This is a genomic window from uncultured Aquimarina sp. (assembly GCF_947492965.1).
Lineage (GTDB): Bacteria > Bacteroidota > Bacteroidia > Flavobacteriales > Flavobacteriaceae > Aquimarina.
Genome location: NZ_CANLOZ010000003.1, coordinates 389,390 through 410,319, shown reverse-complemented (window position 1 = coordinate 410,319; position 20,930 = coordinate 389,390). Strand labels below are relative to the sequence as shown.

The following is a 20,930-nucleotide window of genomic DNA, read 5'->3' as shown; positions in this document are numbered from 1 at the left end:
AACAACCAACTAATATAATTGTATTAATGGAATCAGTTCAAGCCACAAAACAACGATTCGGAATCATAGGAAATGATCCTAAACTAAATCGATCTATAGAAAAAGCTATTCAGGTAGCTCCTACGGATATTTCGGTTTTAGTTACCGGAGAAAGTGGTGTTGGAAAAGAAAGTATTCCTAAAATTATACATTCCTTATCTCATAGAAAACACGGTAAATATATAGCCGTAAACTGTGGAGCTATTCCAGAAGGAACTATCGACAGTGAATTGTTTGGTCATGAAAAAGGAGCTTTCACAGGAGCAACCTCTACTAGAAGTGGTTATTTTGAAGTTGCTGATGGAGGAACTATTTTTTTGGATGAAGTTGGAGAATTACCACTAACTACTCAGGTTAGATTACTTAGAGTTTTAGAAAATGGAGAGTTTATCAAAGTAGGTTCTTCTAAAGTACAAAAAACGGATGTTCGTATCGTTGCAGCCACCAATGTAAACATGTTCGAAGCGATCAAGAAGGAAAAATTTCGTGAAGATTTATACTATCGTTTAAGTACTGTTGAAATTCTACTTCCCCCTTTGCGAGATCGTGAAAACGACATTCATTTACTATTTAGAAAATTTGCTTCTGATTTTGCCACTAAATATAAAATGCCAACCATACGATTAGAAGAAGCTGCTGTACAGCTTCTAGAAAAGTATCATTGGAGTGGTAATATTAGGCAATTACGCAACATTGCGGAGCAAATATCAGTCCTTGAACAAAACAGAACGATATCTGCCAATACATTACGAGGATATTTGCCTGACATCGGAAGTAATTTGCCAGCTATTGTTTCTTCCAGCAAGAAAGAAAGTGATTTTAGCAATGAAAGAGAAATTTTGTACAAAGTGCTTTTTGATATGAAAAATGATCTTAATGATCTCAAAAAGTTGACTATGGAATTAATGCAAAGCGGGAATTCACAACAAGTACAAAAGGAGCATGAAGGACTTATTAGAAAAATCTATAGAGATGACAAAGCAGAAACCGAAATACCTTTTGAAGAACCAATAACAGAACATACTACAGAAGTGTTACAAATAACACCTGCTGAAACATCATCTATAAAGGAAGAAGACAAATATCATTTTGCTGAAGAAATTGAAGAAGAAGAAACCCTTTCGTTACATGATAAAGAGCTAGAACTCATTAAAAAATCGCTAGAACGCCATCGTGGAAAACGAAAAGCGGCTGCCGAAGAACTAGGAATTAGCGAAAGAACATTATATAGAAAGATCAAACAATATGACCTCTAAATTAAAATATTTGGAATTCGTAAATTATTAAAACAACATACCTTGTGATACAAAAAATCAAATACACAATCATAACACTCGTTGGAATCTTTATTATTCAAGGATGTGGAGCTTACTCTTTTAGTGGAATCAATACTACCGCAACTTCTTTCCAAGTAGATTTTTTTCAAAATCAAGCTTCCATTATTATTCCAGGTATTGATCAAACTTTTACGAATCAATTACAAGATCTAATTCTTAACCAAACCAATTTAGATCTAGTAACATCCAATGGAGATATTGCTTACGAAGGAGAAATTGTGCAGTATTATGTAGCACCTACCAATGCTACTTCTGCCAATACTGCAGCGCAGAACAGACTAACAATTGCAGTGAATGTTCGTTTCTATGATACCAAAAATCCCAAAGAAGATTTGGAGCAACGTTTTTCTTTCTTTTTTGACTATCCTGCGACTCAAGCAGAGACAGCGGTTAGAGAGGAGGCTATTCAGGTAATTTATGAACGAATTACTCAAGATATTCTTAATGCTACTTTAGCCAAATGGTAACTTTGTAAATCCTCATTTTTGAACACTAAAGAGCTTACATACTTGTTTCAAAACCCTTCTTTAATCACTAAAGAACACACAGAGAATCTGGAAAAAATTATTCAGCAGTTTCCATATTTTCAACCTGTAAGAGCCTTGTTACTTAAAGGATTAAAAGAAAACGAAGATTTTAGATATAATCAGGAATTAAAGACCACTGCAGCTTACACCACTGACAGAGCGGTATTATTTGATTTCATTACTTCTGAGCTTTTTGACACTAACATCCAAAAAACGGTAGAAAAGAAAAGTAAAAACGAAATAGATGTAGTAGATCCTCAGGAAATCAAGGCACTTTCAAGAATGTCTATGGATGACGCTGTTGATATGAATATTGAAGAAGCAGAAGAAGTTTTAGACCCTTCCTTGTTTTCATCAAAAGACACGACGATTGACAACAATATTACCATTATTGAAACGATCATAGAGCAATCAGAAAAAAATGAAATTGATGAAGTGTCTGAAGAAGAAAAAAGTGCTGCTGAAACGGCATTAGAAATCCACAAACCTCTCGATTTCAACAAAAAAGAATCTCATTCGTTTGCGGAATGGTTGAAACTAACATCGGCACTACCTATAGATCGAGAAACTGATTCGACTATAAACCCCAAGGATCAGGATCAGCAAACTGAAAATGAAAAGCCAAATAAACAGGACCATAAATTCCATTTGATCGATGAATTTATAGCTAACAATCCTAAAATAAAACCAGCAGAAAAGAATGCCCCATCACGCAATTTAGCAAATGAACATATGGTTGCTCCAGACGAGTTAATGACAGAAACTTTGGCACGTGTTTATTTAGCTCAGAAAAAGTACAAAAAGGCAATTCAGGCCTACAAAATATTAATTTTGAAAAATCCCGAAAAAAGTGGTTTCTTTGCAGACCAAATTCGAGCAATCAAAAAATTACAAGAAAATAAATAACAATATATAATGACAACGTTTTCAATATTTTTAATACTTATCATCATCGTTTCTTTTTTATTGGTGGTAGTAATTATGGTACAAAATCCTAAAGGAGGAGGTCTTTCTTCTTCTTTTGGTGGAGGTGGAACTCAGCAGTTAGGTGGAGTAAAGAAAACCACAGATTTCTTAGACAAAAGTACATGGGCTTTAGCTACTTTATTGTTAGCACTTATTCTTTTATCTAACGTAGACTTAATGGGTGGTGATGCTGGTCAGGATCCAACTGTTGATACTAACGATGTAGAGGTAATTCAGGATACACCTGACACACCTGTTATAGATGACACACCTGAAGAATAATAAGGTTAATCCAACTATAAAAAATGCCGACTTGTCATACAGTCGGCATTTTTTATTTCAATTTGTCAGTATCAAGTAGCTGGCATAATTTCTGAATTACACAGCATCGAATAATTCGTTTAAATTTTAAAATACAAAACTAATCATAATGGGAGTAAATATTAAACCTCTTTCAGATCGTGTGGTAATTGAGCCACTTCCAGCGGAAACGCAAACGGCATCAGGATTATACATCCCTGATTCAGCACAAGAAAAACAACAAAAAGGTAAAGTAGCTGCTGTAGGTAGCGGTAAAAAAGATCACGAAATGACTGTAAAAGTTGGTGATACTGTACTTTACGGAAAGTATTCTGGCACTGAATTAAAATTAGATGGTAAAGACTATTTAATTATGCGTGAGGATGATATCCTAGCAATCGTTTAATAATTCAATCAAAACACAACTCAAAATTTCAATATTTCCTATCTAAAAATAGTGATAGGATGAAGTTTAAAAATTAAAATATTATGGCAAAAGACATAAAATTTGATATAGAAGCACGTGACGGTATTAAACGTGGTGTGGATGCATTAGCCAATGCAGTAAAAGTAACATTAGGACCTAAAGGTCGTAATGTAATCATTAGCAAATCTTTTGGAGCTCCAACTGTAACAAAAGATGGAGTTTCTGTTGCTAAAGAAGTAGAATTAGAAGATGCTCTTGAGAACATGGGAGCACAAATGGTAAAGGAAGTAGCTTCTAAAACAAACGACCTTGCTGGTGATGGTACTACTACCGCTACCGTTTTAGCACAAGCAATCGTAAAAGAAGGATTGAAAAATGTTGCTGCAGGTGCGAACCCAATGGATCTTAAGAGAGGAATTGATAAAGCTGTAGAAGCTATCACTTCTGACCTAGAGAAGCAGATGAAAGAAGTAGGAAGTTCTTCTGATAAAATCAAGCAAGTTGCTGCTATATCTGCTAATAACGATGAGACTATTGGAGATCTTATTGCACAAGCTTTTGGTAAAGTAGGAAAAGAAGGAGTAATTACTGTAGAAGAAGCTAAAGGTACAGATACCTACGTAGACGTAGTTGAAGGAATGCAGTTTGATAGAGGATACCTTTCCCCATATTTCGTTACTAATAGCGAAAAAATGACTACAGAATTAGAAAGTCCATATATCTTGTTATTTGACAAGAAAATTTCTGCAATGAAAGATTTATTACCAATTCTTGAGCCAGTAGCTCAGACAGGCAAACCTCTTTTAATCATTGCTGAAGATGTAGATGGTGAAGCTCTTGCTACGTTAGTAGTAAATAAACTTCGTGGAGCATTAAAAATTGCTGCGGTTAAAGCTCCAGGATTTGGAGACAGACGTAAGGCAATGCTAGAAGATATCGCGATCTTAACAGGAGGAACTGTAATTTCTGAAGAGCGCGGATTTACTTTAGAAAATACTACCATTGAGCATTTAGGTACTGCAGAAAAAGTAGCTATTGACAAAGACAATACTACGGTTGTTAATGGTGCTGGTGCCGAAGACCTAATTAAGAACAGAGTAAATCAGATCAAATCTCAGATCGAAACTACTACTTCTGATTACGATAGAGAAAAATTACAGGAACGTTTAGCTAAATTAGCTGGTGGTGTAGCTGTATTATATGTTGGTGCTGCTTCTGAAGTAGAAATGAAAGAAAAGAAAGATCGTGTAGATGATGCTCTTCATGCAACTCGTGCTGCAGTAGAAGAAGGTATTGTTGCTGGTGGTGGTGTAGCTTTAGTAAGAGCAAAATCAGTACTTGACAGTGTGAAAACTGAAAATGCTGATGAAGCAACTGGAGTACAAATTGTAAACCGTGCTATCGAAGCGCCATTAAGAACAATCGTAGAAAATGCAGGTGGAGAAGGTTCTGTTGTAATTTCTAAGGTTCTTGAAGGAAAAGATGATTTCGGATATGATGCAAAATCTGAAGAATACGTGGATATGCTAAAGGCTGGAATTATTGATCCTAAGAAAGTAACTCGTGTAGCATTAGAAAATGCTGCTTCTGTTTCTGGAATGATCCTTACTACAGAATGTGCTTTGACTGACATTAAAGAAGATGCTCCAGCTGGAGGAGGAATGCCTCCAATGGGTGGTGGAATGCCAGGAATGATGTAGATCGCAAGACGAAATCAAAAATAATTTAGTGATTTTGGTAGCATCTACCATTCACTAAAAAATATACAATCCCTGTTTCAAAAGTTTTTGAAACAGGGATTGTTTTTATAAAACAGTATCTTTGAATATTAGAACAGAAATTAACCAATAGTAACTTTCAATATTCTATGTCGAGCTTATATGATGATTTGTTTGAAGAAGACGGAAAGGACAACAAACCTAAACCCACAAAACCTCAACCTTCTCCTATAGACGATGACAGGTTTCAGGCATCCACCACAGAATCTCTGGATGAAATTTTGGCATTAACCAAAAGATTCAATTTAAAAGCAGAACCTTTTTCACAATTGCTTACCAAAACCAGAGCTATTGACCATGAAGTTGAGAAAGGAGTATTGGATTTTTTCTTAGTTGCCAAAGATCCGCATGACCAAGGAAGCCTTGCTAGGGAACGTAAATACTACAGTATGCTTCAATCAAAATTTGAAGCAGTAATCGTTGAGATGCGAGTACTAGCAATGATTCACTTAGAAACCATTAAACAGTTTAACAGAGATATCGATAAAGATTATTATTCGGTAGAAAAAACTGACAAACAAATACAATCTGATAAAGAGATTGCTATCGATCAGATAAACATCCAGCGAAAGATCCTTGCTGATGCCGCTACGAGCTTGTCAATTCTAGAAGATGCTTTAATCACTACAGAAAAAAGACTACGAAATTATATCGATGTAGGAGGAGTTAATAATATTTCAAGGTCTGAATGCGAAATATTATCGCAAAAACGTCAGGATTTAACGAGTGGAACATCCCATCATTTTGATTATACATTCTTTAAAATAAATTTATTAGACAAAGCTGCTATTGCCATGGGTATCTACCTTAAAGAAACTACAACTCAATATTTGGATAAATTAAGTACTACTTTTATAAAATAAGTATGTATAACTATGCTTGCTGTACCAACTCTAACAGTTTAGCTGCTATTATTTCTGAAAAGTCTTCTTGTAAAAAATGAGATCCCTCTGTTTTTGTTATTTTTTCAATTTCTAAAGCTTTTTTAATCGGAACACCATACTTTTCATAGGTAAGTCCTTTATCATTCATACCCCAAATTAATTGTTTAGGAACGTTCAGATTTTTTAAGGATGAGATATAAAGATTTTCTTTGGCAGCTGTAGGCTCAAAACTTCTCATTATTTTTAAAAAAGACCTGGCTTTATCTTTCCCTTTTAAAAACTGAAGGTATGCTTTAGCCACTTCAATCCCAAAAGCTTCTTTTCTATAAATTCCTCTAAGATGCATTAGCTTTTGTAATAAAAAGGGTGTTGTAGTTGCAATAAATAACTCCCCAACTCCTGGTATCGGAAAAAATCCCATCGGGAAAGGTTTCCTAAATTGAGGTAAGTTTACCAAAAGTGTATTTAAAATGGTTACTGATAAAATTCGATCTTGCATTTTAGAAATCACTTCACTCCCCACAGGACCACCAATATCATGAAGTACTACATGAAATTTCTTTAATTTTAATTTTTCTATAACCTCTACCGACCAATTCCCAAGACCTGTCCAACTATAATCATAATCCAATGGTCTATCAGACAATCCCATTCCTAACAAGTCAAAAGAAACACCTCTCACTCCATGATTAGCAATCGTATCGATAATTTTTCTATACAAAAATGATGATGCAGGAACACCATGAAAGAAAACAATAGGAACTCCTTCTCCTTTATCAAAAACAAAAGCATTCGTATTGGATAGTTGTATGTATTTACCTTGTTTTTCGTGTTCTACAAAAAAGGTATTATTCATGTTTTGTAGTTGATAAGATTAAGAATACTCTTTAACTATATCCGCTACTAACTGAGAAGTTCTTCTAAACCTTTCTTTCGACAACAAACGTTTTGGAGGTGCTTTTCTTACTTCGCAATCTGCAATAGAACACGATTCGCAGGTAACACCTACCTTTACTTTTGGTATTTTAGAATCGTTTACAAAGCTGATCTTCTTTTCTAAGGCATTAGAGATTAGAAAACCTATTCCTATACTACGGTAGTAGTCTTTTCTAAATGGATCTTTGGTTGCCGAAGTAAACACTAAATATTGCTGATCCGTATCTGCATAATCTGATATCTGTATATCAAATGAATATGGCAGATCATTATTAGCAGTCCTCTGCAAAGTTTTAATTGCCATCCACCTTCTACAATAATGCTCATTGATCTCATTAGCATGTGGCTGTTGTTGATGGGTAATATGCAATTCTTTTACCAAATTAAATCGTTCAATTCCTTTCTTATGTGTAAATCTTAAAAAGAACACATTTTGCATTCCAAAATCCTTTGGCAAGACATTGGTTAAACGCTGATAAAACGATTCTGGTGAAGCATTATACAACTTCATTATCTTATGAAATGCATCTTCAGAAAATTTCTTTCCGCTAAACAATTCCTTGAGATGATCTTTGAGGTGGTTTCTCGGAATAATAAGTGCTCCAGCAAAATAGGACGCATAGAAATTATGTAACACCTCTTCGAAATTATCATAACGAATCCATGAGAAAGTGTAAGGCCTTTCGGTAATATTCATATACTGATACCCCAATTCTTTTGCATAGATAAACGTTTTTTGAGGCTCATCCACTCTATCTGATAATAACAATGTTTTTGTTGTAGGAACAAACACTGATCTCAAATTATCCAGTTCTTCCTGTTTCGGTATTCCTTTTGTATTTATGGTATATCCATATTCTTCTATCAGGATTTCTTCCAATTCTGCAGCACCAATGTTACCAGATAAATCCAACTGATATGAATTTGCAAAACGCACTGCTGTATCTTCTAGATCCTTGAAAAAGTTATTATGCGCTTCTTGATAAGATCGTAAAGAAGCTAGATAAAACCCCTCTCTACTCATATTATAATGCTGCGCTATTTCTATAATAGTACTGATAAAAGCATTTACTTTAGAAGGTGCATTTGCAATGATATCAATAAGATCACTTTGCTGAATGCCAAATAATTCAAGTGGTATTTCATCCAAAATTCCGGATTGCAAAATCTCTCCAATCGGCGCAAGATTTTTATCCAACTTTAGAGAAACCAAACTATCATAAGGCACCTCTAAAGTTTCAGCTAGTTTTATAATTTTATCCGTTTTCGGATATTTTTTTCCTTTTTCTATTTCATTTAAATACGATTTAGACAATCCACTTAATTTAGATAAACCAAAAAGTGATAAATCCTTATCTGTTCGTATCTGCTTGATTTTCAGACCAAAAATAAGTCTGATATATTCTTCTGCTATTGCCATAAAACCAAAAGTAGGGATTTTTGCGAAAATTTTCAAAAACAAAAAATTCACATTTAGCGAACGTTCGCTTGTTTTATCAAAAACTTTTTTTTAATATTGTTCACTCAAACGATATAGTTATGGAAACTCAAACAAACCTAAGTCAGAAAATTAGCTTTACGAAAGAGGTGAAAAATTATCATCCAGAAATTCTAACGGATGGTGCTTTAACTTTTTTAGAGGCTTTGCATAATCGTTTTGACGAAAGACGATTAGAACTTTTAAGAAACAGAGAACAGCAACAGCAGTTGTTTGATTTAGAAACTTATCCAGCTTTTCCGGAAAACACGAAAGAGATCCGTAATAGCGAGTGGTGCGCCGCTCCTATTCCAGCCGATCTTCAGGATCGTAGGGTAGAAATTACCGGTCCGGTGGACAGAAAAATGGTCATCAACGCTTTAAACTCAGGTGCCAAAACATTTATGGCAGATTTTGAAGACAGTAATGCGCCATTATGGGAAAACTGCTTACAAGGTCAAAAAAACCTGAAGGACGCCGTCAACAAAACTATTTCGTTTTACAATCCAAAAAAAGACAAAACCTATCAACTTAATGAAGAAGTTGCTACCTTAATTGTACGTCCACGAGGTTTACACCTTAATGAAAAACACTTATTAATTGAAGGTAAAGAAATTAGTGCTTCTATATTCGACTTTGCTCTTTATGTATTTCATAATAATGAGCGATTAAAAGAAAATGGTACTGCGCCTTACTATTACATTCCAAAATTGGAGCATTTTACAGAAGCAATTTGGTGGAATGATGTAATTGATTTCACAGAAGAATACTTAGGATTAGAGCATGCTACGATTAAAGTAACTGTATTAGTAGAAACGATTACAGCAAGTTTTCAATTAGATGAAATTATTTATGCTTTAAAAGAGCATATCGTAGGACTTAACTGTGGTAGATGGGATTATATATTCAGTTATATCAAAAAACTGAGAAATCATAAAGATTTTGTAGTTCCAGATAGAGCTCAGGTTACGATGACCAGTCCATTCATGGATGCATATAGCAAAAGAGTGATCCAAAGGTGTCACAAAAGAAATATACTAGCCATTGGCGGTATGGCGGCTCAAATTCCGATCAAAAATGACGAAGAGCGAAACAATCAGGCTTTTGCAAAAGTGAAAGCAGATAAAGAACGTGAAGTAAAGAATGGGCATGACGGAACTTGGGTAGCACATCCTGGACTAGTTCCTTTAGCTATGCAAGTTTTTGATATGCATATGCCAGAAGCTAATCAGTTAGATGTAAAAAGAAATGATGTAGTTGTTACCGAAGAGGATCTTTTAGAAATCCCACAGGGAACGATCACCGAGAGAGGAATTCGAGAAAATATCAATGTTGGTATTCATTATATCGCTACCTGGTTAGGAGGAAATGGTGCTGTGGCATTGTACGACTTAATGGAAGATGCTGCAACAGCAGAAATCAGTAGAACGCAGATTTGGCAATGGCTTAAAAATGAGGTGAAACTAGACAATGGTTTACGATTGAACTCCAACATGTTCCATATGCTTTTTGAAGATGAGCTAAAAACTGTGGAGAAACAAGCTGGAACGGATCTTTTTAATGGTAAAAATTATCAAAATGCAGTTCAGATTTTCTATAAACTAGTAACTGATGAGAGATTTGAAGAATTCTTGACCACACAAGCCTATAAATACTTATAGATAGATGATATGTTTCTGACCGTAAACTAATTTCAACTATTATTTGAAAGAGTTGGCTAACAAACACAGAAACTGAACAATTCTAATTTTTTCCGATTTTATAATTGTGCTCGTACGACATCCGCTTTATGCGGATGTTGTTGTTAGCAGTTATGTCCTAACCACACTTCCATTTAAAATCAGCAATCTTAAACTTTTTGTTTTTAAAATTATAGTGCCACCATTCGGTACGTATGGTAGAAAAACCATGCTTTTCCATAGTTTCTTTTAGCAACTTACGATTAGCAAGGATTTCATCTGACAACGCTCTATAAGAATGATGTGCTTCTTTCCCAAAATGATCAAAATCAGTACCCATATCTAATTGATTTCCTTGTAAATCTGTTAACGTAATATCTACCGCAGCTCCTTTATTATGAATTGATCCTCCTTTGGGGTCTGCCACATAACCTGGATTAGGAAATATTTCCCACATTTTCTTTTGTACACTATGAGGGCGATAGCAATCAAAAAGCTTGATTCTATATCCTTTTTCCATAAAATCCTTATTGGCATTAATCAATGCTTTTGCTACAACTCCTCTTACAAAACATTTAGCACAAGAATACACCGCCTTTTTAAGAAAGTTATCCTCTGTAGCATATTTCATATCCAATACAAAAAAGTTAGAAAGCTCTTCTATATTTACAAATTCATCGTCTTTAAACTGTACTTTAGACTTCTCTGAACTTCCGAATCGATCCAAAGAATCTTGCCAAACTTTCATATGCTGTTCGACTCTCTCTGCTCGTAACTGAATAGCTTTAGATTTTTCTAACAAGGCTAGTGTACTCGCACTAGTCACTGTCTGTACAGGTGTTTCCTTACATGAAAATAGTAAGGATAAAAATGTAATAAAAAGTAGTTTTTTAATCATATTCCCAATCTTTTCTGATCACATTTATTTGCTTGAGTATCACATAAAAAATCGTTGCGCATTTAATGCCTTTTCTGTAAAAACATAATGCACAATTAGTAATAACTGTAATCTCTTAAAAAACGTAATCCAATATTTCCCTAAATTAAAGATACGTCGTTTTGCTTAACCATTAAAATAAAATTGTATTATTTTACAAATCAAAGCTTTAAACATAATAATTCTAAGTAAGCTACAAGTGCTCTAAAGTGTTGATTACACTGCCGCAAGCAAGCATTGCATCACCAAAATAAGGGTTTCTAACTTCTTTTTCTTTACTTAACCAAATGGCTCCTTTATTATCATTAGCCATAGGGCATTTTTGTATGTAGATTGTTTGAGTAGTATTCCCGATTTTATGGATTAGACGATTTAAATTTTCATTCAGATCTTTAAAATGAGCTCTTTGATGTATTAGATCTTCTTTATCAGAAATACCTTGTAAATGCTTTTTAAGGTTTTGTAGATACTCTAACTCATCATCTGGCAATTCTGAAATATTTAGATTCTTTAATTGGGATAACATTTTCTCCGAAAAAGTGGCAGAAAGATTTGCATCACTAGCCACCAGCGCATCTTTGAGACTAAAATAAGACAACAATGCTTGATTGAACAATTTTCTAAAATCAACGGATATTGAGACTTTTTCAAAATCTATATCTTTTGTAGAATCACTTTGATTGATTCCTAATTTCATCATTGATTTTTTTCCTTGTAATTGTGCCGCAGCATCTACAGTAAAGGTTCCATTAGTAACTATTTCCTCTCCTTTCTGTAATCCAGACAAGATCTGGTAGGAATCACTATTCGAGTTCCCTAATACTACTTCTCTCATTTCAAAAACTGGAGTTATAGCCTCCTTTTTCACATATACTAATGAGCGTTTCCCAGTCCAAAGCACCGCACTTTTAGGGACTATTATGTTATCCTTTTCATCATTGTTATTAGAGACAGCAATAACTCCCTCAATAAACATTCCTGGCTTAAACATAGCATCTTTATTAGTTAATACAGCTCTAGCACTAACCGTTCTGGAAACTTTATTAAGAATTGGATCTATAAAGGAAATTTTTGCTTTTATCTTAGTATCTGGATATGCATTGGTAATCACATTGACATCTTGTCCATTTTTTATTAAAGAAATCTGATTTTCGTACATATCAAAATTCGCCCATACCGTATTCAAATTTGAAAGCTTATACAATACTTGTCCTCTTTCTATATGATTACCTTCCTCGACCATTTTTTCAGAAACTATTCCAGAAACTTGCGCATGCAAGGGGAACATTTCCATAATATTACCCGAAGATTCTATTTGATTAATTTGGTTCTCCGATAGCTTTCTAAGTTTTAATTTATTTCTTACTGCTTTATACAATTCAGGTTGCTGTTCTTTAAGCTTTGCAGCAGTTAATAATTCTTGTTGTGCAGCCACTAGTTCTGGAGAATAAATTAGAGCAATTCTTTGTCCTTTAGCTATTTTTTCTCCGATTGCATTTACCAAAAGTTTTTCAATCCTACCTGTAAAATGAGTAACCTGCACTGTTGTCTCTTCTTCATTTTCTTCAATCTTACCAGATAGTCTTATCTCTTGGGAGTTCTCACTTCCATCTCCTACAATAGATGTTTGAATATTAGCTAATGCCATAGCATTTTCTGTCATTCTGAATTGATTTATATCTAAATCAGCTGTCATATTTGTAGTAGGAATTAAATCCATTCCACATATTGGACAATCACCAGATTCTGATTGCTTAATCTGAGGGTGCATGGAACACGTCCAAATTTGATCAGCCACTTCAGTATTTTCATCATGAGCATGATCCGAGTTCGAGTGGGAGGAGCTTCCAAAAAGTAGATACCCTATTCCAACTCCAACAAATAATACTACTATCAAATAAATGGCACTTTTCTTCTCCATAATTACTTTTTTATCATTCTTCTAATCGTACTAGATGAGACATACCACAATACAAAGCCACTTATTACTGTGATAAGTCCTAATAGAGAAAAGATTCGTAATACTGATGTATTAAAATCATCTCTCCCTTCGTAATCCATGGTATGGGTCATCCATAAAAAATCAAACCATCTCCAAGATTGATGTCGTACTCGCTGAAATGATCCGTCTAAAGCTGCTACATACGCTTTTACATTTTCGGGATGATCATAATTAATCACATAAGCTGGTAAAGACCTTCCTCTATATTCATGATGCTTATCGACTTCAGTTATATAATCAACCGAGATTACTTGTAAATCGTCACGCATTTGCATTTCTGCAATTTTTAAGGCTTCTTCCTTAGAAATTTCTGGCTTTATAGATCCAGATAATGCATCTACCAGAATGCTATCATTAATCCAATAATATGGTTTATTAGCAATCGTTCTCAATTCTAATGCAGAAACTTCCATTCTAGAAGTGATAATATCCAATCCTTTTAAATTGCTATGAACTATCTTTTTCTGCTCTTTTTTAAAATGATCTCCATGTATTTCATCAATATCCGTCCAACTGAAATACAATCCACTTATTGTCCACATCAAAAACTGGATTCCAAGAAACAATCCTAAGTAGCGATGTGCTTTTCTAATCCATATTGCTGTTTTTCTTTTAACCATACATTACCTATTATAAAGCATTAAAAATGCCATAACAAGCATGATAGCATTTTCTATAAAAGTAGCTTTCGTCATGGGTAACTTTAGCGCCGTTCCCAAACACGCACATTGAATGCTCTTTTTATCCAATAAAACTTTTGTTACTCCAAATGTGGTAATACCTAAAACTACTATCGTAACTAATAAAGCTATCTGAATATTAAATCGCATCAGGAACATCAACCCTAAACCAATTTCGATAAAGGGATATACCCAAGCATAAGAGGAAAGCTTATTTGCGAGCGGATCATACATCGCAAAAGATTTGGCAAACCCTGACAAATCCAATAGCTTAAAAAAGCTAAATACAATATAGAACAATCCCATGAAATCCATCATAAAATTATCAGCATCCCATTGTTTATAATTCAATAATATTGATGCCATTGTTATATACACCAGAATTAAAAAAAGAGGAAATAACTGTCTAGTTTTTGTCTTTTCCGTTGCAACAATATGATTAGCATTTGACTTATCTTCTTTCTTTTCAGTTATGGTGTACTTTTTAGGCATCTCTTTTAATACCTTATCAATATCCAAAGGCTTATGCAAAACTAAAGATGCTTCTTTTGTTTCAAGATCTACGTGGGCTTCTTTTACCTCAGCTAACGAATTCAGTATTTGTTCTACTTGAGTTCGACATCCATTACAGGTCATCCCTTCTATGTGATACTTTACTTTCACACTTTTAAATTTTGGTAATCGTTAAAAATCTATCCTCCTAACTCCGCAAAAAAGCATTGTATAGTTTTTACTGTATGGTTGTATCTACTTTACCACAAATAAGCATCTCATTCCCGTAATAAGGATTACGAACTTCATCAGAATTAGACAACCAATATCCTCCATTTCCTCCGAAAGCCATCGGGCAAAACTGCTTATACACTTTTCCAGAGGTTATGGTCGCTCCACCTATTATTTTTTCAGTTTCTTCTGTTAGCGTAACAAAAAAATCTCTCTGCTTTTTAATCTCTTTCGTGAGAGAAATAAGCTTTGCAGTTGCCTTTAATTGTTTATTTTCATCCGAATCATCTATCAACTCCCCTAATTTCTTAGCTTCTTTTTGTACTAATTTTGATTTTGAGTTCACTAATTGTTTTTTTACTAAAAGATATTGATTATATAATTTGGTAATTTTTTCATCACCAAAAACCACTTCGCTTTTTGAGGATGTCAGATCCAGATCTTTATCCTCTTTTACACTTCCTTCTTCCGTTACAGGAGTATCTTCTATATTTTTTGTTGGTTCCTTTTTATCTTTTGCACAGGACATCATAAGACCTATTATTACGAGTGCTAATACTTTATACATTATTCTATTCATGATGATATTTTTTATTATGGGTTTGTTTTATCTTAAGTAATTTAAAATTGCTGTTTGTTTAAAATATTGAGCTATTGCTTTCACTTTCTCATTTTCGAAATTCAATAGCATTTGCTGTACATCCAGTATTTCTTCAAAATCTAACTGGGTAGTTTCATAACCTGATACAATAATTTGCTCGGCTTGTTTTGCTTGTTCGATATTTTTTTGCTGAGTATCATAATTAATTCGAGCTGTAATTCTATTATTTATTGCTTTTTCCATCATATTTTCTAAACTATTTTGCGAAGCTTCTCTTTTTTGATACACCTCTTCTTTTTGAAGTTCGTATTGTTTAGATCTAGAAGAATGTTTTTTGGAAAAAATAGGTATAGAGAGTGATAAAGAAGGCATTACTATATCTTTCCCATTATCCGAAAAATCAATATTCGGTCGTTCTTCAACTATGACATAATCCAAACCTACTCCAATTGATGGCAAGGCTTCTTTAGTATTCACATCTTCTTTTTTATCTAACAAATCATTCAAAAAATCGTAGGTCATTAATTCTGGGTGAAACGTAATATCATCTAACATCATAGTTGGTTCCTCATCCGGAATAAAAAGATTATCCGGGACAATTAATGGATCAAAACCATCTCTATGCAAAAGTTGATTCATAACAGTTTCCGAAGTAAGAATTTCACCCTTTAAAATTTCCTTTTCGTTTTGAAGATTATTTTTCGCAATATTTAGTTTTAATACATCTACGGTTGAAGCTCTATTGTTTTCAACTTCCTTAAGCGCAATCTCTATATAGGTGTCTAACAATTCTTCTTGTTTAGTCAATACATTTTGTCTTGCTTTTAGCTCATATAAATTGTAATAAGCTTGCTCTACTTGTAAGGTAATTTTTCTAATTGCAATTTCTAGTTTATTCTTAGAAACCTCACTTTCTAAAGATGCTGTTTCCTTTCTGGCTTTTATAGTACCAAACCAAGGTATACGCTGTTGTGCACTAAACTTTGCTTTTTGTGCACCTGTTCTAGTTTCTGGTTCACTCACAAAATACCCTGTTCCGATAGTTGTATTTGGTAGTCCTCCTACCTCATTGACTCTTTCTTCACTAACTTTTAAGGCATTCCGAAAGGCTTTTAACTCGGGATTATTTTCTTTTGCTTCTTTTATATAATCCTGTAGCGTTTGCGATTTTACCTCTTGAAAGAATAAAAACAACAAACCACAACTTATAAGTGTTTTGAGAGTTATCCAAGGAATCATATTTTGAAAAAAAGTTATCTTTCTTAAATTCATTTTATTCTTTTTATGCGTCTTTTTCAATTCTATTTTCTTTTTTTAATACAAATTCTTGTTGCCAACTAAATAAGATTGGCACTACAAATAAAGTAATCAAAGCGATAAACATTCCACCAAAACTTGGAATCGCCATTGGTATCATAATATCACTTCCTCTTCCTGTTGATGTTAGTATTGGAAGCAACGCCAAAATGGTAGTTGCTGTAGTCATTAAACAAGGTCGTATTCGTTTTTCACCAGCCTGTATTACAGACTCATGAATTGCTTTGATAGTTACAGGGTGATTTTTCTTAAAAGTCTGTGTTAGATATGTTGCCATAATAACTCCGTCATCGGTAGCAATTCCAAACAATGCAATAAAACCAACCCATACAGCTACACTTAGGTTTATCTTCTGTATTTGAAACAAAGATCTTAGATTATCACCAAATATATCAATATCCAAAAACCAACCTTGACCATATACCCAAATCATTAAAAAACCTCCTGCAAAAGATACGATAACCCCCATAAACACCATCAGAGAAATTGTTATAGACCTAAACTGAAAATACAAGATCAAGAAAATACTAAGTAAGGTTAAAGGAACAATAATGGAAAGTGATTTTTCCGAACGTAGTTGATTTTCATAAGTTCCAGTAAACTTATAATTGATTCCTTTTGGTTTTATTAATTCACCACTATTTATCTTCTCTTGCAACACTTTTTTTGCATTTTGTATGAGATCTACTTCTGCATACTCATCTGCTTTATCAAACAACACATAACTGACTAAAAAAGTATCTTCACTTTTGATAGCCTCAGGGCCTTTTTCGTATCTAATTGTCACTAGTTCGCTTAAGGGAACTGAAGTGCCTTGCTGAATAGGGATATATATATTCTTTATATCCTCTGGAGTTGTGCGCAGTTCTCTGGGATATCTAACTCTAATATCATATCGTTCTCTCCCTTCTACTGTCTGCGATATTTTTTTACCTCCTAAAGCAACTTCCAGCTCTTTTTGAACCTTTTCTACAGATATTCCATACTTTGCTATACGATTTCTATCGAGCTCTATTAAAAGATAAGGTTTACCAACTACTCTATCAGCAAAAACTGTCTCCGTTTTAATTCCCTTAACCTCTTTTAAAACAGTTTCTAATTGCAATCCAAAACTCTCTATTAATTTTTGATCTTGCCCTTGTATTTTTATTCCCATCGGTGATCGCATTCCTGTTTGAAGCATCACTAACCTGGTTTCTATAGGTTGTAATTTTGGAGCAGAAGTAACTCCTGGCAATTTGGTTACTTTGGTGATCTCTTCCCAAATATCATCGGGGGATTTTATATGGGCTCTCCAATTTCTATAAAATGCTCCATTCTTATCTGGAATTAGTTGTTCTTTTGTTGCATTAGGACTAGCAACAAAACTTCCATTTTTTAATTCGAAAAGTCCATCATTATTTATTTTAAACCTTTGTGGTTTTCCTTCTGCATTTGTAGCAAACTCAGGTTTATAGATGATAACATTCTCATACATCGATAAGGGAGCTGGATCAAGCGCAGAGTTTACTCTTCCTGCCTTACCAACTACTGTTGCTATCTCTGGAATATTTGCTACTGCCATATCAAGTTGTTGCAGCACTCTTTTATTTTCATCGGCTCCAGCATGCGGCAATGAAGTAGGCATTAATAGAAACGTTCCTTCATTAAGCGAAGGCATGAACTCTTTACCTAAAGATTGAAAAATAATAACCCCACAAATTACAATCGTTATCGGCAGCGACATAAATAATAACTTATTACGAAGTGCCCAGTTCAAAATACGAACATAATACTTCTGAAACAGAAAGAAACTTCCTAGTAGACCTGCACATAGGAGCACAACAAAAATCAAATTCCAAAAAACACTTTTATCAATTCCAAGAGGTCTCCAATGTATAGCTAACAGAAAAGCAACCGTTATCCCAGAAACAATGATATAGATGTTATTTGTTGTTTTTTTAGAAATCTTATCTGTAGTGTAAAGTATTTGAACAAGGCCAAAGACAATAAGTACTATACCCAAATACAAATTATTAAAAACACTTATTAAACCTAGTATAATAAGAACAAATTGAATTAGATAATTTATTCCTTTTGTTATGGAACGTTTTTTAAACAAAAACGCTGCAAAAGGAGGTATTAAGAACAATGCAATTACAATCGAAGCAATTAGCGCCATGGTTTTGGTGAAAGCCAATGGTCTAAAAAGTTTTCCTTCGGCCCCTATCAACATAAAAACAGGCACAAAGCTTATAATCGTTGTTAATACAGCGGTTAAAATTGCGCTTGACACCTCTGTAGTGGCATTATAAACAACTGTATTCACAGGTAATTCGCCCTTATTCCCCTTAATATGTCTAATAATATTTTCTGAAAGTATGACTCCAACGTCAACCATAGTACCAATAGCAATTGCTATACCTGATAGGGCTACAATATTAGCATCTACCTTACAAATTTTCATCATGATAAAAACCATTAAAACTGCCACAGGTAATAAGGTCGAAATCAAGATAGAGGCACGTAAGTTCAGTAGCATCATTAACACTACGAGTATGGTAATTAGCACCTCCAGCGTTAAAGCATCTTTTAATGTCCATAACGTCTCTTTTATCAATTCAGATCTATCATAAAAAGGCACAATGGTTACCTGAGAGGTTCTTCCATCTTTTAGTGTTTTTGACGGTAATCCAGAACTTAGTTCTTGTATTTTGTTCTTTACATTACTTATTACTTCCATTGGATTAGCACCATATCTTGCTACTACTACACCTCCAACAACCTCTGCTCCTTCCTTATCTAAGATACCGCGTCTTGAAGCTGGTCCAAGTGAAATCTTTGCAATGTCTTTTATACGGATAGACACATAATCTTTAGAACGCACTACCGCATTCTCTAAATCATTTATTGACTTAATATATCCTAAGCCTCGGACAAAATATTCTGCTTGATTAATTTCCAAAGTTTGTGCTCCTATATCACGATTGCTTTCTTTAACCGCGTTCACAACCTCTTGTAATTCTATGGAATATTGTTTTAGCAATTCAGGATTTACATCAATTTGGTATTCTTGCACATATCCACCTATAGAAGCTACTTCTGCAACGCCAGAAGACGAGGATAAAGCATATTTAACATAATAGTCCTGAATACTTCTTAATTCCTGCAGATCCCAACCACCTGTTACGTTACCATCCGGATCTCTTCCTTCTAACGTATACCAAAATATCTGCCCTAAACCTGTAGCATCAGGACCTAAAGAAGGTTGAACTCCAAAAGGTAATAAGCCATTAGGTAGAGAGTTTAATTTTTCCAAAATGCGACTACGACTCCAATAAAACTCTACATCCTCTTCAAAAATGATATATACATAAGACACTCCAAACATAGAAGAGCTACGAATGGTTTTAACACCAGGAACTCCTAATAAAGCACTCGTTAAAGGGTATGTTATTTGATCCTCCATATCCTGTGGGGATCTTCCTTTCCATTCGGTAAAAACGATTTGTTGATTCTCCCCTATATCGGGAATTGCGTCTACCGAAATGGGATCGCTTGGTAAAACGCCTAAATCCGAAGAAAAAGGAGAATATACCAACCCAAAGCCTACAAAAATAAACAGGAGTAGTAACGCTATAAATTTATTTTCTATAAAAAACTTAATGCATTTGTTAAGCATACATATATAATTTAGTCTATTATCAGTTTTATTTGCTTGCTATAAAACAACCAAAGATTCGTATCAAACAAAACCTAGTTTTGTCCAACAAACAACAATAGTCTAAATCAAATTAAAAAAGTCTCGAATAAGATTTGTATGTCCTTATACCTTTCGGGAGGAGAATACTCTTTTGGAATAAATGCTTTTTCCTTTTGCAAAAGGAAAAGATCTGCAAAAGAATAAAAGAAAGAAGTTATAAATAATTGATCAGAAAACTCTAATTGATCAAATGATACTTTGAGTTCATCCTGACCTTCTAAAACTACTATTTCGTCTTTACAACAGGATTTTTTTTTCACATGGTCATCTGATGAATCGTCATGGTCCATCATATCCATACCACAATCTTTGGCTTTTGAATACACTGCTACATCCACTAAGAAACGACCGCAATAGTGTTTCTCTACAGTAAAAGAAAACGTAGAAATAAGCACTAAAGATGCTAATAAAAGAGATGATATTTTCTGAAAAATATGTTTCATTGATAAAACAAAAATACATAATATTTAAAGAATTGCTGTTTTTTTACATTTCCCTTAGAAACTTTTAACAAAACAATACCATTCTAAAAATCTGTCAATCTTAAATATTTTAGATATTTTAGCCGGAAAAATTGT

General features: G+C 33.9%; 18 protein-coding genes. 8 read left to right on the top strand and 10 right to left on the bottom strand.

The window, feature by feature from the left end; genetic code table 11:
* Positions 1-26: 26 nt before the first annotated feature.
* From Q1B37_RS09830 to Q1B37_RS09800, 7 genes are all read left to right on the top strand, one after another.
* Positions 27-1,295 carry a sigma-54 dependent transcriptional regulator gene (locus Q1B37_RS09830; protein WP_299605797.1) on the top strand — a complete coding sequence of 423 codons (1,269 nt, stop codon included), beginning with the start codon at positions 27-29 and terminating at the stop codon, positions 1,293-1,295.
* Between the two features lie 44 nt (positions 1,296-1,339).
* Positions 1,340-1,843: an LptE family protein gene (locus tag Q1B37_RS09825; RefSeq protein ID WP_366141452.1), complete on the top strand. Its 504-nt coding sequence runs from the start codon at positions 1,340-1,342 to the stop codon at positions 1,841-1,843.
* 18 nt (positions 1,844-1,861) lie between these two features.
* Positions 1,862-2,809: a hypothetical protein gene (locus Q1B37_RS09820; protein ID WP_299898297.1), complete on the top strand. Its 948-nt coding sequence runs from the start codon at positions 1,862-1,864 to the stop codon at positions 2,807-2,809.
* Positions 2,810-2,818: 9 nt separating this feature from the next.
* The gene (gene secG / locus Q1B37_RS09815) at positions 2,819-3,151 is read left to right on the top strand and encodes a preprotein translocase subunit SecG (RefSeq protein WP_299605792.1); all 333 of its coding nucleotides are present in this window, start codon (positions 2,819-2,821) and stop codon (positions 3,149-3,151) included.
* A gap of 148 nt (positions 3,152-3,299) precedes the next feature.
* Positions 3,300-3,575, top strand: a complete 276-nt coding sequence (locus Q1B37_RS09810) for a co-chaperone GroES (protein ID WP_219007873.1) — start codon at positions 3,300-3,302, stop codon at positions 3,573-3,575.
* Between the two features lie 83 nt (positions 3,576-3,658).
* The gene (gene groL, locus Q1B37_RS09805; RefSeq protein ID WP_299605790.1) at positions 3,659-5,296 is read left to right on the top strand and encodes a chaperonin GroEL; all 1,638 of its coding nucleotides are present in this window, start codon (positions 3,659-3,661) and stop codon (positions 5,294-5,296) included.
* Positions 5,297-5,463: 167 nt separating this feature from the next.
* The gene (locus Q1B37_RS09800) at positions 5,464-6,237 is read left to right on the top strand and encodes a hypothetical protein (RefSeq protein WP_299898295.1); all 774 of its coding nucleotides are present in this window, start codon (positions 5,464-5,466) and stop codon (positions 6,235-6,237) included.
* A gap of 10 nt (positions 6,238-6,247) precedes the next feature.
* Here the strand turns inward: Q1B37_RS09800 and Q1B37_RS09795 are convergent, their stop codons facing one another.
* Together Q1B37_RS09795 and Q1B37_RS09790 are read right to left on the bottom strand one after the other, a co-directional pair.
* A complete protein-coding gene (locus Q1B37_RS09795; protein WP_299898294.1) occupies positions 6,248-7,114 on the bottom strand; it encodes an alpha/beta hydrolase in 867 nt (288 codons plus the stop codon).
* A gap of 18 nt (positions 7,115-7,132) precedes the next feature.
* A complete protein-coding gene (locus tag Q1B37_RS09790) occupies positions 7,133-8,614 on the bottom strand; it encodes a helix-turn-helix domain-containing protein (protein WP_299898706.1) in 1,482 nt (493 codons plus the stop codon).
* 119 nt (positions 8,615-8,733) lie between these two features.
* On the opposite strand from Q1B37_RS09790, the gene aceB reads away from it, so the two are divergent.
* Positions 8,734-10,332 carry a malate synthase A gene (aceB, locus tag Q1B37_RS09785; RefSeq protein WP_299898292.1) on the top strand — a complete coding sequence of 533 codons (1,599 nt, stop codon included), beginning with the start codon at positions 8,734-8,736 and terminating at the stop codon, positions 10,330-10,332.
* Between the two features lie 157 nt (positions 10,333-10,489).
* Here aceB and Q1B37_RS09780 read toward each other — a convergent pair whose 3' ends face one another.
* The 8 genes from Q1B37_RS09780 to Q1B37_RS09745 all read right to left on the bottom strand — a co-directional run bounded on the left by Q1B37_RS09780 (position 10,490) and on the right by Q1B37_RS09745 (position 20,795).
* On the bottom strand, positions 10,490-11,248 hold the full coding sequence (locus Q1B37_RS09780; RefSeq protein WP_299605780.1) for a M15 family metallopeptidase: 759 nt from the start codon (positions 11,246-11,248) through the stop codon (positions 10,490-10,492).
* A 232-nt stretch (positions 11,249-11,480) separates the two neighbouring features.
* Entirely contained in the window at positions 11,481-13,208 is a 1,728-nt protein-coding gene (locus tag Q1B37_RS09775; RefSeq protein WP_299898289.1) for an efflux RND transporter periplasmic adaptor subunit, read from the bottom strand.
* Positions 13,209-13,210: 2 nt separating this feature from the next.
* Entirely contained in the window at positions 13,211-13,909 is a 699-nt protein-coding gene (locus Q1B37_RS09770; protein ID WP_299898287.1) for a PepSY domain-containing protein, read from the bottom strand.
* A gap of 3 nt (positions 13,910-13,912) precedes the next feature.
* Positions 13,913-14,632, bottom strand: coding sequence for a MauE/DoxX family redox-associated membrane protein (locus Q1B37_RS09765; protein ID WP_299898285.1), 720 nt, complete (start codon positions 14,630-14,632; stop codon positions 13,913-13,915).
* 67 nt (positions 14,633-14,699) lie between these two features.
* Positions 14,700-15,272: a DUF3347 domain-containing protein gene (locus tag Q1B37_RS09760; protein ID WP_299898284.1), complete on the bottom strand. Its 573-nt coding sequence runs from the start codon at positions 15,270-15,272 to the stop codon at positions 14,700-14,702.
* Positions 15,273-15,299: 27 nt separating this feature from the next.
* Positions 15,300-16,565: a TolC family protein gene (locus tag Q1B37_RS09755; RefSeq protein ID WP_299898283.1), complete on the bottom strand. Its 1,266-nt coding sequence runs from the start codon at positions 16,563-16,565 to the stop codon at positions 15,300-15,302.
* 10 nt (positions 16,566-16,575) lie between these two features.
* The gene (locus Q1B37_RS09750) at positions 16,576-20,271 is read right to left on the bottom strand and encodes an efflux RND transporter permease subunit (RefSeq protein WP_299898281.1); all 3,696 of its coding nucleotides are present in this window, start codon (positions 20,269-20,271) and stop codon (positions 16,576-16,578) included.
* A 107-nt stretch (positions 20,272-20,378) separates the two neighbouring features.
* Positions 20,379-20,795, bottom strand: coding sequence for a hypothetical protein (locus tag Q1B37_RS09745; protein WP_299898279.1), 417 nt, complete (start codon positions 20,793-20,795; stop codon positions 20,379-20,381).
* Positions 20,796-20,930 lie beyond the last annotated feature (135 nt).